General features: G+C 62.9%; 11 protein-coding genes. 6 read left to right on the top strand and 5 right to left on the bottom strand.

Translation table 11 applies throughout. The features are described from left to right. Positions 1–494: 494 nt before the first annotated feature. Entirely contained in the window at positions 495–1952 is a 1458-nt protein-coding gene (locus tag RW095_RS20895) for a sigma-54 dependent transcriptional regulator (protein ID WP_317018074.1), read from the top strand. A 388-nt stretch (positions 1953–2340) separates the two neighbouring features. Further along, on the top strand, positions 2341–5040 hold the full coding sequence (locus RW095_RS20890; protein ID WP_317018073.1) for a mechanosensitive ion channel family protein: 2700 nt from the start codon (positions 2341–2343) through the stop codon (positions 5038–5040). Between the two features lie 26 nt (positions 5041–5066). On the opposite strand, the gene RW095_RS20885 is transcribed toward RW095_RS20890, so the two are convergent. Genes RW095_RS20885 through RW095_RS20865 form a run of 5 tightly spaced genes read right to left on the bottom strand, consistent with a single transcriptional unit; the run spans position 5067 to position 11905 of the window. Beyond that, positions 5067–7331 carry an ATP-dependent DNA helicase gene (locus RW095_RS20885; protein WP_317018071.1) on the bottom strand — a complete coding sequence of 755 codons (2265 nt, stop codon included), beginning with the start codon at positions 7329–7331 and terminating at the stop codon, positions 5067–5069. Then, positions 7328–9142 carry a VRR-NUC domain-containing protein gene (locus tag RW095_RS20880; protein ID WP_317018070.1) on the bottom strand — a complete coding sequence of 605 codons (1815 nt, stop codon included), beginning with the start codon at positions 9140–9142 and terminating at the stop codon, positions 7328–7330. The genes RW095_RS20885 and RW095_RS20880 overlap by 4 nt, the downstream gene beginning before the upstream one ends. A 57-nt stretch (positions 9143–9199) precedes the next feature. Then, positions 9200–9787, bottom strand: coding sequence for a LutC/YkgG family protein (locus RW095_RS20875; protein ID WP_317018069.1), 588 nt, complete (start codon positions 9785–9787; stop codon positions 9200–9202). Next, the gene (locus tag RW095_RS20870; RefSeq protein WP_317018067.1) at positions 9774–11165 is read right to left on the bottom strand and encodes a lactate utilization protein B; all 1392 of its coding nucleotides are present in this window, start codon (positions 11163–11165) and stop codon (positions 9774–9776) included. Before RW095_RS20870 ends, RW095_RS20875 begins: the two co-directional genes overlap by 14 nt. Beyond that, positions 11162–11905 carry a (Fe-S)-binding protein gene (locus tag RW095_RS20865; protein ID WP_317018066.1) on the bottom strand — a complete coding sequence of 248 codons (744 nt, stop codon included), beginning with the start codon at positions 11903–11905 and terminating at the stop codon, positions 11162–11164. Before RW095_RS20865 ends, RW095_RS20870 begins: the two co-directional genes overlap by 4 nt. A 492-nt stretch (positions 11906–12397) precedes the next feature. On the opposite strand from RW095_RS20865, the gene RW095_RS20860 reads away from it, so the two are divergent. From RW095_RS20860 to RW095_RS20845, 4 genes are all read left to right on the top strand, one after another. Then, on the top strand, positions 12398–12631 hold the full coding sequence (locus RW095_RS20860; protein WP_087754404.1) for a hypothetical protein: 234 nt from the start codon (positions 12398–12400) through the stop codon (positions 12629–12631). Between the two features lie 129 nt (positions 12632–12760). Beyond that, positions 12761–12994: a hypothetical protein gene (locus RW095_RS20855; protein WP_317018063.1), complete on the top strand. Its 234-nt coding sequence runs from the start codon at positions 12761–12763 to the stop codon at positions 12992–12994. Between the two features lie 128 nt (positions 12995–13122). Continuing rightward, entirely contained in the window at positions 13123–13356 is a 234-nt protein-coding gene (locus RW095_RS20850) for a hypothetical protein (protein WP_201702970.1), read from the top strand. A 128-nt stretch (positions 13357–13484) separates the two neighbouring features. Further along, positions 13485–13718, top strand: coding sequence for a hypothetical protein (locus tag RW095_RS20845; RefSeq protein WP_317018061.1), 234 nt, complete (start codon positions 13485–13487; stop codon positions 13716–13718). Positions 13719–14109: the final 391 nt, after the last annotated feature.

Here is a 14109-nt window from a genome sequence, read left to right as displayed (position 1 = left end):
CAGTGTGCCGTATATCGGGCGACTATACGGCCACTATGAGGCCACTACGGGGCCACTATCAGCCGGCAATCGAATAAACGCCCGTCAGGAGGGCAACCTGTCAGGTTCCTGATTTGTTTGTATAGCATTCCAAAGCGCTTTCGCTTATGTTTAAGTCACGCGCCGTTTAGAGCGCGATCAAAAGAGCCAACGAGATAAGAAACGGTACAAGTGATTCGGGGATGAAATACTCCGGCGGTTGCAATGTGCAACGTTCACCCGTCTGCCGCGAATGTGCGGCACCTCGCAGTTCACGCTGCGCTGCTTGCCCCGCTATAACGTTACGGTGAATTGGCCATTGCCCGAGTTGCGCGCAATAGCGCCGGCGATGGCCCAGAGCTTCATGCCCGGTTTCGCAACCAGGCTGCTGGCTCGTTTATTCCGCAGGCCGGGTCTGGCTTGCGATCCTTACAACGTCGAACAGCAGTCTTGAAAGCAGCATCGAATCGGGGGTAATGAAAATGACTTTCGCATCTGCGGACACCGAACGCACCGTTCTTTACGTGTCGAACTCGCCCGATAAGAAACTTGCCGACTTCCTCGCCGCATCCGCCTGGCACGCCGTACACGCGAAAAGCACCGCAAGCGCGGAACGCATGATCGAGCGCGACAATATCAAGGTCGGCCTCGTCGAACTGCCGCAAGACTGCACGTCGCAGCAACTGTCCGCGCTTGCCTCGTGCATGCGCCGGCCAGAAACGAACTGGGTCGCTCAAATCGCGCCGGGCCAGGCGGATGACGAACTGGTCAGCCGTTTCATCCTCGATTACTGCTTCGACTTCGTCACGCGGCCGTGGCTCAACGAGCGGCTCGTATTCGCGCTGGGCCATGCGCATGGGCTGTCGGCGCTGCGGCAGGCGCCCGCAACGCCGGAACCGTCGCTCGGACGGCACGGCATGGTCGGCCAGTGCGAGGCTATGCAGCAGTTGTACCGGCGCATCGACAAATGCGGCGCGACCGAAGCGCCGGTGTTCGTCGCCGGTGAGTCGGGCACGGGCAAAGAGTTGACCGCGCGCGCGATCCACGAGCGCTCGCCGCGCGCCGGCCGGCCGTTCGTCGCTATCAATTGCGCGGCGATTCCGCCGAGCCTGTTGCAGGCGGAACTCTTCGGCCATGAGCGCGGCGCCTTTACCGGCGCGCTTCAACGCAAGATCGGGCGAATCGAAAGCGCTCATGAAGGCACGCTCTTTCTCGATGAAATCGGCGACATGCCGCACGAATGCCAGGCCGTGTTGCTGCGTTTTCTGCAGGAAGGCACGATCGAGCGGCTCGGCGGCAATGGGCCGATACACGTGAATGTGCGGGTTATTTCGGCAACGCACGTCGACCTCGACAAGGCGGTCGAAGAAGGCCGTTTCCGGGCCGACCTGTATCACCGGCTGTGCGTGCTGCGCCTCGTCGAGCCGCCGTTGCGCGAGCGCGGCGGCGACATCAAGCTGCTCGCGAACTATGCGCTGAGCATGTACAGGCAGGACGGCGCGCGCAAGCTGCGCGGACTGTCTAGCGACGCAATCGTCGCAATGTCGAACTATGCGTGGCCGGGCAACGTGCGCGAACTGATCAACTGCGTGCGCCGCGCCGTCGTGATGAGCGAGGGCCGCTTCATCAACGCGAGCGACCTGGGCTTGCCCGAGACGGACAACGGGCCGGCCGTCACGCTCGCGGAAATTCGCAGCAAAGCCGAGAAAGACGCGATCGAACATGCGCTGCAGCGGCATGGTTACAAGTTGTCGGAGGCGGCGGCCGAGCTTGGTATTTCCCGCGCCACGCTGTACCGGCTGATGCATGCGGACAGGCTGCATGCGGAGCCTTCAGGTGGCCGCACGTCGAGCGCGGGTACCGACGGGGATGCGGATGCGGACGGCGACCGCGAGCGGCGCGCGCCTACGCTGATGTCGGCGGCTTCTGCTTAGTTTTTGGCCTGGTTTTTTTATCTGGTTTTGGCCTTGTTTTCGGCTTGGTTTGGCCCGGCCCCAGCGCTCTGGCGCGCGGCTGCGACAAATCCGCCCCTGACAGCGGCAAGCCCGCACCGACCTGGACTGTCGGTCCGGGCAGTAACCCCTCCACGTCGCCGCCAAGCGGCGCCCCGGCCCGGCACCTCCACGATCCCCGCAGGCAAGCAATTTGCTTCCGCCTGTTGCCTACGCCATATCACGCCCACTCGACCGGTCGTCATCCACAACGCGGCCGCAGTCCAAAGGAACTTGTGCGACAAAAGCCCTGTCGGTTAAGGTCGATCAAACCGCCAGACCGGCCGATGCACCGCACGCCATCGGCTCCCGCAGCCCCGTCTTACACCCTATGCGCAAATTACTACACGCCTGCTTCCTCGTTTTCCTCCTTCTCGCCGCCCCGGCCGTTTCCGCGGCGGTGACCCCGGCCACTGCCGCCTCGGGCGCTGCCGTCAGCCTGACCCCTGAACAGGCGCGGCAAGCGCTCTCAGTCCTCAACGATCCCAAGCGCCGCGCCCAGGTGGCGGATACCTTGCAGGCCATCGCCGCAGCCGGCGCGCTGAGCACACCGGCCTCCGCCGCGCCGGCCGCCTCGGCGCCGGCCGCCGCGAGCGGCGCCGCGGCTCTCGTGCCGAGCGCGTTCAAATCCAACGGGCTCGCGTCGCAACTGGCTCGTCAGGGCGCGCACTGGGCCGTCAACCTCGGCACGTCGCTGCGCAACTCGATCACGGCGCTCCTCGACGTCGCTTCGGTGCGCGCGTGGTGGAACTGGCAGTCGACGAATCCGCACGCGCGCTCCGTTCTCGCGCACGTCGCGTGGTCGCTGCTGGCCGCACTGCTGCCCGCGCTCGTGCTCGAATGGCTCGCGCGTCGCCTGTTGCGTCGCGCGTATTTCGCGCTCGCCGCGCGCCGCGAACGTGGCGATGCCGCAGACGCACCGCGCACCGATTTGCCGGTCGACGTGGAACCGCAGCCCGCCGACGCTCCGAACGCCGCGCCGCCGCTGCCCGCCCCGCCGGTCGCCGAGGTACGGGCCGAGGCGCAGGCGGGAGCGCAGGCAAAAACGGAACACGCAGCAAGCGCGGCAACGACACCGGCAACCGGCCAGCCCGCCGTCACGCCCGCGCCGTCAGCCACGGCCGCGAGCGGCAAAGCCACTGAAGCCAAGGGCAAGCAGAACGCCACGCATCACTGGACGCTCCTGCAGCGCCTGCCGCGCGCGCTGTTGATCACGGTTCTGCGCCTGCTGCCGCTCGCGGTATTCATCGGCGCGGCGAGCGCGCTCATGTCGATCTTCACCAACGACGGCACGCCGCAAGACCGCGCGCTCGATTCGCTCGTCGATATCTACGTGCTGTGCCGCGTGATCGTGATCGTCAGCGGCTTTTTCCTGCAGCCCACTGCGCCGCGTTTGCGCCTCTTGCGGATGAGCGATGCATGGGCCGCGTTCGTACACCGCTGGGTGATACAGATTGTCAGCGTCGTAGGCGTGGGCTCCGCAATTGCGGAAATCGCGCACTCGCTCGGCCTGAGCGACGCGGCGCATCTCGCGCTGATGAAGGTCGTGGCGCTTGCCGGCCACCTGATGATCTCGATTCTGATTCTGCAATGCGCGAAACCGGTCGGCGAACTCATCCGCCAGCGCATGGCCGCGCGCAAGTCGCTCGAAATGGTCGGCAATGCACTCGCCGATGCATGGGCGTGGCTCTCGGCCTTCGTCGTGATGGCGCTATGGTTCATCTGGGCGCTCGACGTGCAGAACGGTTATCAAGCGCTGCTGCATCTCGGCGGCATGTCGCTCGCGGTGCTGGTGGGCGCGCGGGTGCTCGCGATCGTCGTCTTCGGCGGGCTCGCGCGGCTCTTCAGCGGACGGGAGGACGCCGCCGGCAAGTCGCTCGTGCATCAGCATGCGTACCGCTATTACCCGCTGCTGCGGCGTGTGATCTCGTGGATCATCGGCATCGTCACCGCGCTCGCGTTGCTCCAGGTGTGGGGCGTCGATGTGGGCGAGCTGTTCCGCGCTGGCAGCGTCGGCCACCGCCTTGCGTCGGCCATCGTGACGATCGGCGTCGCGGCGATGATCGCGCTCATCGTGTGGGAAAGCGTGAATGTGTCGGTCGAGCAGCGGCTGGATCGCTGGACCACGAGCGGCGATCTCGTGCGCGCCGCGCGTCTGCGCACGCTGCTGCCCATGCTGCGCACCGGTCTTTTCTGCGTGATCGCACTGGTGGTCGTGCTCACGGGCCTGAGCGAACTCGGTGTGAACATCGGGCCGCTTCTTGCGGGCGCGAGTATCTTCGGCGTGGCGCTCGGCTTCGGCTCGCAGAAGCTCGTGCAGGATTTCATCACGGGCATCTTCCTGCTGATGGAAAACGCGATGCAAGTCGGCGACTGGGTGACGCTCGCGGGCGTGTCCGGCACCGTCGAGTATCTGTCGATCCGCACAGTGCGGCTGCGCGGCAGCGACGGTTCGCTTTTCACCGTGCCGTTCAGTTCGGTATCGACGGTGAACAATACGAATCGCGGCATCGGCAATGCGGCCGTTCGCGTGAACATCGTATTCGGCCAGGACGTGGATCTCGCGATCGGCACGCTCAAGGAAATCGGCGCCGCACTGCGCGAAGACGAGAAGTTCAAGGACGGCATTCTGTCCGACTTCAGCTTCTGGGGCGTGGACGCGGTGGACGGCTCAGCCGTTACGCTAGCCGGACAGATGCAGTGCCGCGATTCCGCGCGCTGGGGCGTGCAGCGCGAATTCAACCGGCGCATTCTCGACCAGTTCCGCGAGCGCGGCATCGAGATCGCGAACCCGCAGCGCAATCTGCTGACGTGGGACCCGGACAGCGTTGCGCCCCGCGTCGAAGCGGGCGAGCCTCCGAAACAGGCGCCTGAGCAAACGCCTTCGAGCGGCCCGTCCGCCGACGGTGCATCGCCCGACGGCGCTTCGAAGGGCGACGCGCCGGTGGAAGACCAGATTCCTGTCGACTCGAAGCCCGCGGGCGGGCCCGGCACACCGGCGAATCCGGGATCGACGTCGCCTCACGAATAAGGCATGGGCTGCGCGCGTCGATTGAATTACCGGACCTGCCACCACCGAGGCAACAGGCGGCGCACCTCTGGCCGCCTGTACCGGTCGTCGATCAGATGCACGACGCCCTCGTCGAGTTCGGTGCGGATCACGCGCCCCGCCGCCTGCACCACCTTTTGCAAACCGGGGTACAGGTACATGTATTCGTAGCCGTTGCCAAAACGCGCGTCCATCGTGCGCCGCATCTGTTCGTTGACTTCGTTCATTTGCGGCAGGCCCAACGTCGCGATGAAGGCGCCGATCAGCTGCTGCCCGACCAGATCGACACCTTCCGAAAAGGCGCCGCCAAGCACCGCAAAGCCGATGCCCCGGTTCGCGCTACGAAACCGCGCGAGAAACGCGTCGCGGGCCGCTTCGTCCATGCCCGGTTCCTGCGCCCAGACCGGCAGTCCGGGATGACGCTCGCGCATCAGCGCGACCACCTGTTGCAGGTAATCGAAACTGCTCAGGAACCCCAGGTAATTGCCGGGTTGCGCCGTGTACTGCTTTGCGATCAGATCGACGATGGGTTCGAGCGAACGTTCGCGATCGCGCCAGCGCGTCGACACGTTCCCGGCTACACGCACCTGTAGCTGCTCCGCGCGAAACGGCCCTTCGACGTCGAGCCATTGCGTCTCCTGCGCAAGACCCAACGTATCGCGGTAAAAATGATGCGGACTAAGCGTGCCCGAAAACATGACGGTCGTGCGCGCCGCCGCATAACGCGGCGCGAGAAACGGAGCGGGAATCACATTGCGCACGCATAGCGTGCAACTGGTCTTGTCGCGTGGTGCGTGGCCGTCTGTTGTCAGCGTGATGTCGAAAATCGAATGCTCGCCGAACTGCTCCGCGAGCGCGACGAAATGCATCGCGTCGAAGAAAAAGCGCAGCGACGCCTCGTCGAACGAGAGCGGCGCTTCCGCCAGCTGATCCGTCACCGCGCCAATCAGATTTTGCGCGGCCGAGAGCAGCTTGCCGGGCACGTCCGCATAGACCTGATACGACGCGGTTTGCGCGCGCTTGACCGCATTCCATTCGCGCTGCAACCGTTCGAGCGGCTTGCGCAAGCTGGGCGGCGCCGTCTTGCGCGCGAGCCGCAACGCCGCCTGATCGAGCGACGCCGTGTACATGCGGCGCGCACGGTCGAGCAGGTTATGCGCTTCGTCCACCAGTACGCCGATGCGCCACTGGTTGATCTGCGTGAGCGCGTAGAGCATTGCGCTGCTGTCGTAGTAGTAGTTGTAGTCGCCCACCACGACGTCGGCCCAGCGCGCGAGTTCCTGGCCCAGATAATAGGGGCACACGTCATGCGCGAGCGCCGCTTCGCGCACCGCGGCGCGATCGAGCCTCTGGCCCGCGAGCGCCGTGCTTCGCGCCGCGTCGAGCCGGTCATAGAAGCCGCGCGCGAGCGGACAGGACTCGCCGTTGCACGCTTTGTCGGGATGCTCACAGGCTTTGTCGCGTGCCACCAGTTCAAGCGTTCTCAACGGTAAAGTCCCCGCGCTCCGGCGAAGCGTTTCGATCGCGTCGAGCGCGAGCGCACGGCCAGGCGTTTTCGCGGTCAGAAAAATCACGCGATCGATCTGCTCCGTCGCGCACGCCTTCAACAACGGAAAGATCGTGGCGAGTGTCTTACCGATGCCGGTTGGCGCCTGCGCCATCAGCGGCTTGCCGTCGCGCGCCGCGCGGTAGACCGACACCGCCAGCTCGCGCTGCCCGCAGCGAAACTGCGCATGCGGAAACTGCAACGCGTTGAGCGCGGCGTTGCGCGCGAAACGATGCGCCTCCTCCTGCACGGACCAATCCAGAAACCGCTCGCATTGGTCGACAAAAAATATCTCCAGTTCGCGCGCGGTATGCGTTTGCGTGAGCAACGTTTCCTTCTGACTGCCGATGTCGAAGTAAACCAGCCCGACGGTCAACTCGTTGAACCCGCGTGCGCGGCACAGCAAATGTCCGTACACCAGCGCCTGCGCCCAATGTAGCGCGCGGTGATTGTCAGGCATGCGCTCGAGATCGCCACGATGCGTCTTGACCTCTTCCAGGCGGTGCGCCACCGGATCGTAGCCGTCCGCACGGCCCCGCACGGTGAGATTGCGATGCGTACCGGTCAGCGTGATTTCGGTTTCGTAGCCGCTTGTACGGCGGCCCGCGACCGTGACGTGGCCCGCCATGCCTTCCAGCGAGGTTGGCGCGGGTGTGAATCGCAGATCGAGGTCGCCGCGTCGCGCGGTGAACTCGCACATGGCTCGCACGGCAACGACGTAGCTCATGCCGTGCGCTCCGCGGTGAACGTGGCGTGCGCCAGGGCGCCCGCGGTTGGATCGGCGACGGCATGCTCAAGTGCTTCGTCGGCCCAGCGCACGTCGAGCACGCGTACCGGCATGCCGTGCTGCACGCAGTAAGCTAGCCAGCGAATCTGGTTGTCCTGCAAGCGGTCGCCGGGCCCTTTCACTTCGATCAGTTCATAACGCCGCTCGGCGGGCCAGAAGCGTATCAGATCGGGCAGACCCGAGCGATTGCCGCGAATATCGAGCAGCAAACGCTCGAACCACAATTTCAGATGCGCGGCGGGCAGGCAGTCGAGCGCTGTCGCGACAAGCTCGGGCGTAAGCAGTCCCCAGAACACAAACGGCGACTGCACGCCGGCCTTGTCGTGCAGATGCCGCGCAATCGTCTCGCGATACGCGCCGCTTTCGAGTTGCGCAAGGCACGCAGCGAACTGTTCGGCTCGACGCGCATGAAAGTCCGGCGCGTGAAGATCGGCGGGACCACGCTGGAACGGATGGAAAAACGCACCGGGTAGTGCCGCAAATACCGGTTCCCAGCAGAGCAGTCCGAACAGCGAGTTGATCAATGCGTTCTCGACGTAATGCACCGGCGCTGACTCGCAACTCAGATGATCGCGCACCACGTATTCAACGGGCTGCGGCGCTTGCGGCCTGGCCAATGTCAACGTGCTGCGTTCAGCCGCTCGTGCAGCGGCTGCGCGCACCGCCGGCTCACCGAGCTTGCGCCGCAGGCGCGGAAGCATGCGCGCAACGCGCTGCGCCTCTTCCTCGCTTTCGGGCGATGCTGCAGCTCGTAGCGCTAGCGAAAGCGCTGCGTCGAAACGCTCGGCCCGTTCAAGCACGCGTACGCGCCGATGACGCGCGCCAGGCCATGCGCAAATCTCGTACACGGCGAGCGCGGTGGGCCACATCTGCCGCCGCTCGCAATGCTGGCCGATGCGAAAGAGTAGCTTGGCGCGCCGCATTTCGAGCCACGAGTTGGGCGTTTCGACTCTTTGGACCCGAGCCACGAGCTCATTGAGCGCGGCACTTTCCACTTCCAGATCAATCAGCGATCCGAACGTTTCTATCGAATCCAGTTCGTCACGACATGCGTGCAACGCGAGATAAACATCGACATCCGCCCGCTGCTGAAACGCACGCGACGACGGCCCGAAAGCCACCTTCTCGTACTGGAACACGCCGAGATCGGCGAGCACGAATTCTGACCAGTCCTGTTGCAGATTGCCAAAGAACATCAGACGCAGACGCTCGCACAGCGCCGCAATGTCGACGCGAAACACGCAATCGGTTGTTTGACGGTGCCATGCGGACAACGGGCGCGCGATGCAGCTATCGGTGTCGTGCTCGTCCCGTTCGCGATAGAACGGGCGTAATGCTTCCAGCAGATCGGGCTTGCGCAGACTCCGTGCGCCCGGAATCAGCGCAAGCGCCTCCGCGAAAATGTCCAGCAATTCGGGGCGCGTAGTGAGGGCGAACAGATCGTCGAGTGTCAGGTGCGGCGCGGAATCTAACCAGCCGAGCGCCGTGATGGGCGCGGCGGCTTGCAATGGGCAGCCGATTTCGTCGTAAGCGAGGCGACTTGCGCGAAACAACGCGCCTTTGCGCATGAGCATCCGCACCAGCAACGCGCGCGACGCCTGCGGCAAGCGCGCGAATGTGCCGAGAAAAGCGCGCTCGCTCGCATCGAGCAGATCGTCGTAGCGTTGCGCGAGCCAGGCAAGCGCACGCTCGAAATTCAGCAGATAATAAGGGACACCGGCGAGGGAATCCGGCGGAGCATCGGTTGCCACAGAGTTTGCATGACCTGTACGTTTATACAGTAATGATAGCAAACTCCGCTTCCGCGCCTACTCACCGGCCAACCACATCACCGTCAGCGACCGCACGCCCTGCGCGCCGCGAATCAGCACGCCTTCTATATCCGCGGTCGCGGAAGGTCCCGTGACGAGTGCCGCATAACGGGCATCGCGAAAATCGTCGCGGCGATAAACGTCCTGCAAGCCGTCGACGAGTTGCGCCGGATCGAGCAATACCACGAGATGCTGCACGATATAGCCCAACGCATTGACCACGTACTCGCGTTCGCTGAACCACACCGAGCCGGTCTCGGCCACACCGAAACGCGCACGCACCACGCCGACGTCGACATCCTGCAACGACGAAGGTTCGGTGTCCGCCGTGAGCAGGCGCGTGCCGGGCACCTCGGCAGTGGCCGAAGCGATCGACACCGTTGCGCCGAATCGCTCGCGGATCAGACTCGCAACCTCCGACGCCGCGCCTGCTTCGACGCAGGTGCCCCCCATAGTTTGCAATGCCGACGTGAAGCGTGCGCGCAAATCGCCGCCGACCGCGCTAAACAACGGCACGTCAGGGCGCGGGCGCGCCGCCGGTTGCGCCTGCCGCACCTTCGCGATAAAGGCCTCACGCGTTGCCATCGCCACCTCCGCGGTTTTGCTTGTACCACGCATGGAAGGTCTGCTTCGGCGCCTCGGGCAACTCGCGTTGTCTGCCCCAGATATTCAGCGGGTTATAGAGTACGAAGTTCGGCAGCCGCCGCAACGCACCGCTCATCGACGCTACCGTTGCGCGATACAGCGTCGGGCTCGCGAGCAGCCGCCCTGCCATTTTCAATACTTCCTGCTTCACGAACGGCACTTCGTGGCGCTCGGCAATCACGGTGCGCCATTTGTAGATCTGCTCGTGAATATTGATCTTCACCGGACACACGTTCGTGCAACTGCCGTTGAGTGTGGACGCGAACGGCAGCGCGCTATAACGCTTCAAGTCGAAGGTCGGGTTAATGATCGCGCCGATCGGCCCCGAGTAAGTACCGCCATACGACAGTCCGCCGCTGCGCCGATACACGGGACACGTGTTCATGCAGGCGCCGCAGCGGATGCATTTGAGCGAGTACCAGAAGTCTTCCATCCCGAGCCGTTCCGAGCGGCCATGATCGACGAGGATGAAATGCATCTCCGTGCCCGGACGCGGCGCGCGGAAATGCGATGTGTATTGCGTGATCGGCGAACCCAGCGCACTTCGCGAGAGCATGCGAATAAATACGCCGAGATCCGAGACCTTTGGAATCAGCTTCTCGATACCGATCGATGCGATATGCAGCGGCGGCACATTTGCGGAGAGATCGGCGTTGCCTTCGTTCGTGCAAACCACGACCGTGCCCGTTTCCGCGACCGCAAAATTGCAGCCGGTCATGCCGGCCGTTTTCTCGCGTACGAAATACGGCCGCGTATTCATGCGCTGACTTTCCGCGAGGTAATGAATGTCGCTATTGTGCGGATCGGTGCCGATGGTTCGGCCGAACAGTTCGGCGACATCGGCGCGCAGCTTGTGGACCGCTGGCACCACCATGTGACTCGGGTCCTGATGATCGAGCTGCTGGATGCGCTCGCCAAGATCCGTTTCCATCACCGTGATGCCGCGCGGTTCGAGGTACTCGCGCATCTTGCATTCGTCGGTGAGCATCGACTTGCTTTTGACTAGCGTGGTCATGCCGCGCTCGGACATGATCTTGTGTACGAGCGCGTTGTGCTCTTCCGCCGTCGCTGCCCAGTGGACCACGACACCGTTCGCCTCTGCCGCGGCCGCGAACTGTTCGAGGTACTCGAACAAATGCGACAGCGTATGCTCCTTGATACCGGATGCCAGTTCGCGCAGCGTCTCCCACTCGGCAATGCCGTGCGCCTGTGCGTCGCGTTTCTCGCGCAAATCCCACAGACGCTTGTCGTGAAACGCCACATGCTCCGTCTTTTTGATGAACTCGCCTGCTGCTTTCGCGTGGTCGATCCGGCTCATGCGCGCGCCCCGTTCAACACTTGTGCGATATGAATGAAGCGTGCGTCGGCCTTCATGCGTTCCGCGCAGCCTTGTTGATGCATCAGGCACGACATGTCGCCCGACACAATGTATTGCGCGCCCGCATTCAGATGATCGCAGACCTTGTCCTGCCCCATGCGCACCGACACCGGCTCTTCGGTCACCGAGAACGTGCCGCCGAAACCGCAGCATTCGTCGGGTCGCGACGGCTTGACGAACTCGATGCCCTTCACGCCTTCAAGCAATGCGCGCGGTTTTGAAAACGGCTGGCCGGCCACTTCCGATACCGACGCCTCCTTCAAATGCCGCAACGCGCTGCAACTGTTGTGCAGGCCGACGCGGTACGGAAACTCGGCCCACGGAAATTCGCGCGCACCGACCACGTCGTGCAGAAACTCGACGAGCTCATAGGCGCTCGCCCGCACCTTTTTGACTTCGTCGGTCTGATCGATGGCGGTGAGATGCTCGCGCACGTGGTGAATGCAGCTCGCCGAAGGTCCGACGATGTAGTCGTAGCCCGCAAAGTTGCGCGCGAACACCCGCTCCGCGCCGGCCGCTTCTGCATGCGCGCCGCTGTTGCCCATGGGCTGGCCACAGCACGTCTGCTCCTGCGGGTAATCGACCTGGATGCCAAAGCGTTCCAGCAATTCGAGCGTGGCGATGCCGACCTCGGGATAAAACGCGTCGATGAAGCAAGGGATAAAGAGGGCTACTTTCACAAGCTCATTGCAGGGAATGGGGCACGCGGGAACGGGGCGCGCAAAAAACGCCGCCAGTCATACTGGTATTGTTGGTCTGACCAAAATATAAGGAACTCGCCAGAGCGTGTCAATCGTTAGATCGCCACGCGAAATGCGCGTGCGGCGGCGAAGCTGCGCGAGTCGCTGTCGGGGAACTGAACTGCTTGGACTCGCCAACTAACTGACGAGTCCAAGTCATTCAAACAAGTTTCTGATCGCACCGCCGTTTTCTCGAAGCAGACAGTCGCCCGAAAACGTGTTTGCTATAGCACGACACCTTTTGCTGCCTCGCGCCTCGCAATCGCATGAACAGCGCTGCGGGATATTTTAATTTTCCCTTTATTTTCAGTGCTTTATATAAGCATCGCCAGCTTGCACGGTTGAGGTTGGCACACCCTATGCAAATACCGCTGTGAGCGCGACGAATAGTGCTCTTCCATCCAGACTGAAGACCCTCACAGGAGATTTACCATGAGCTCACTGACCATCAAAGACATCGCCCACACCGAAGAACTGTCTGCCAAGGCGCTGTCCGCTGTGCGCGGCGGCAGCAACTACAACGCAGGAAACCTCAACCTTGCCTACGGTGGCGGCTTCGCCAGCCCGGGCGTCGTGGTGGCGCCCGTCACCCAGACTGACACGTATACGAAGGTCGAGATTCCCACGATCCAGAATTTCGGCGGCCTGCAGTTTGCCAAAGCATGAGTTAAGCGCCGCGGAGAGTCGCGCTGATGGCGGATGCCGTTTATTCCCATAGAGGTGCGCTCTCCCCGCTTGCACATCGCAACCGTACTCTTTAAACCGAAACAGAGAAACAGCTCCAGGAGACCTACCATGAACTCGCTGATCATCAAAGACATCGCCCATACCGAAGAACTGTCCGCCAAGGCGCTGTCCGCTGTACGCGGCGGCAGCAACTACAACTTTGGAAACCTCAACCTTGCCTATGGCGGCGGCTTCGCCAGCCCGGGCGTCGTGGTGGCACCGGTCACCCAGACTGACACATACACGAAGGTCGAGATTCCCACGATCCAGAATTTCGGCGGCCTGCAGTTTGCCAAAGCGTGAGTTAAGCGCCGCGGAGAGTCGCGCTGATAGCGGATGCCGTTCAATCCCATAGAGGTGCGCTCTCCCCGCTTGCACGTCGAACCGTACTCTTTAAACCGAAACAGAGAAACAGCTCCAGGAGACCTACCATGACCTCACTGATCATCAAAGACATCGCCCACACCGAAGAACTGTCCGCCAAGGCGCTGTCCGCTGTACGCGGCGGCAGCAACTACAACGCAGGAAACCTCAACCTTGCCTACGGTGGCGGCTTCGCCAGCCCGGGCGTCGTGGTGGCGCCGGTCACCCAGACTGACACGTACACGAAGGTCGAGATTCCCACGATCCAGAATTTCGGCGGCCTGCAGTTTGCCAAAGCGTGAGTTAAGCGCCGCGGAGAGTCGCGCTGATAGCGGATGCCGTTCAATCCCATAGAGGTGCGCTCTCCCCGCTTGCACGTCGAACCGTACTCTTTAAACCGAAACAGAGAAACAGCTCCAGGAGACCTACCATGACCTCACTGACCATCAAAGACATCGCCCACACCGAAGAACTGTCCGCCAAGGCGCTGTCCGCTGTACGCGGCGGCAGCAACTACAACGCAGGAAACGTCAATGCCGCTTACGGCGGCGGCTTTGCCAGCCCCAGTATCGTGGTCGCCCCGGTCACCCAGATTGGCACGTACACGAAAGTCGACATTCCCACGATCCAGAATTTCGGCGGCCTGCAATTTGTCAAGGCATGAGTCCAGGGCTCGAGAGTCGCAAGCCCGGATCGCATCACGCGTGCTCCCGCAGGATCACGGCGAGAGCTTCGTCGAGAGGACAGCGGGCGCTATATCTGCTGACAGTTTTCATAACAGGGGAGCGCAGTGGGCAGGCCAAGCGGTTGGTCGAGTCAACGTAGTTCGTCCTCCTTCCGAACCCTCCGGACTTGTCACCGAGGTTTGGATCTAAGGGCCCGCCGGTACTCCGCCCGGCGGGCTTTTTTTCACGCGCTCTCATGTTTTATATCAACGGCCGCTGCACAGACCGTCACGGTGCTGAACGTCGTGCATGCGCGGCGGAATCGCAATACGTTGCTCATTGCGCTTTTGAATACCATTTGGGACGACGGTAATTAGACGCGATACGGAC

Source organism: Paraburkholderia kirstenboschensis (genome assembly GCF_032806925.1).
GTDB classification, from domain to species: Bacteria; Pseudomonadota; Gammaproteobacteria; order Burkholderiales; family Burkholderiaceae; genus Paraburkholderia; species Paraburkholderia kirstenboschensis.
Note: the sequence above shows the minus strand (reverse complement) of the source record. Positions and strands in the feature narration are given on the sequence as shown.

Bases quoted from the DNA above. Each gene is read 5' to 3' on its own strand.
- RW095_RS20895 (WP_317018074.1), top strand. From the start codon at position 495: ATGAAAATGACTTTCGCATCTGCGGACACCGAACGCACCGTTCTTTAC.
- RW095_RS20890 (WP_317018073.1), top strand. From the start codon at position 2,341: ATGCGCAAATTACTACACGCCTGCTTCCTCGTTTTCCTCCTTCTCGCC.
- RW095_RS20885 (WP_317018071.1), bottom strand. From the start codon at position 7,331: ATGAGCTACGTCGTTGCCGTGCGAGCCATGTGCGAGTTCACCGCGCGA.
- RW095_RS20875 (WP_317018069.1), bottom strand. From the start codon at position 9,787: ATGGCAACGCGTGAGGCCTTTATCGCGAAGGTGCGGCAGGCGCAACCG.
- RW095_RS20870 (WP_317018067.1), bottom strand. From the start codon at position 11,165: ATGAGCCGGATCGACCACGCGAAAGCAGCAGGCGAGTTCATCAAAAAG.
- RW095_RS20860 (WP_087754404.1), top strand. From the start codon at position 12,398: ATGAGCTCACTGACCATCAAAGACATCGCCCACACCGAAGAACTGTCT.
- RW095_RS20855 (WP_317018063.1), top strand. From the start codon at position 12,761: ATGAACTCGCTGATCATCAAAGACATCGCCCATACCGAAGAACTGTCC.
- RW095_RS20850 (WP_201702970.1), top strand. From the start codon at position 13,123: ATGACCTCACTGATCATCAAAGACATCGCCCACACCGAAGAACTGTCC.
- RW095_RS20845 (WP_317018061.1), top strand. From the start codon at position 13,485: ATGACCTCACTGACCATCAAAGACATCGCCCACACCGAAGAACTGTCC.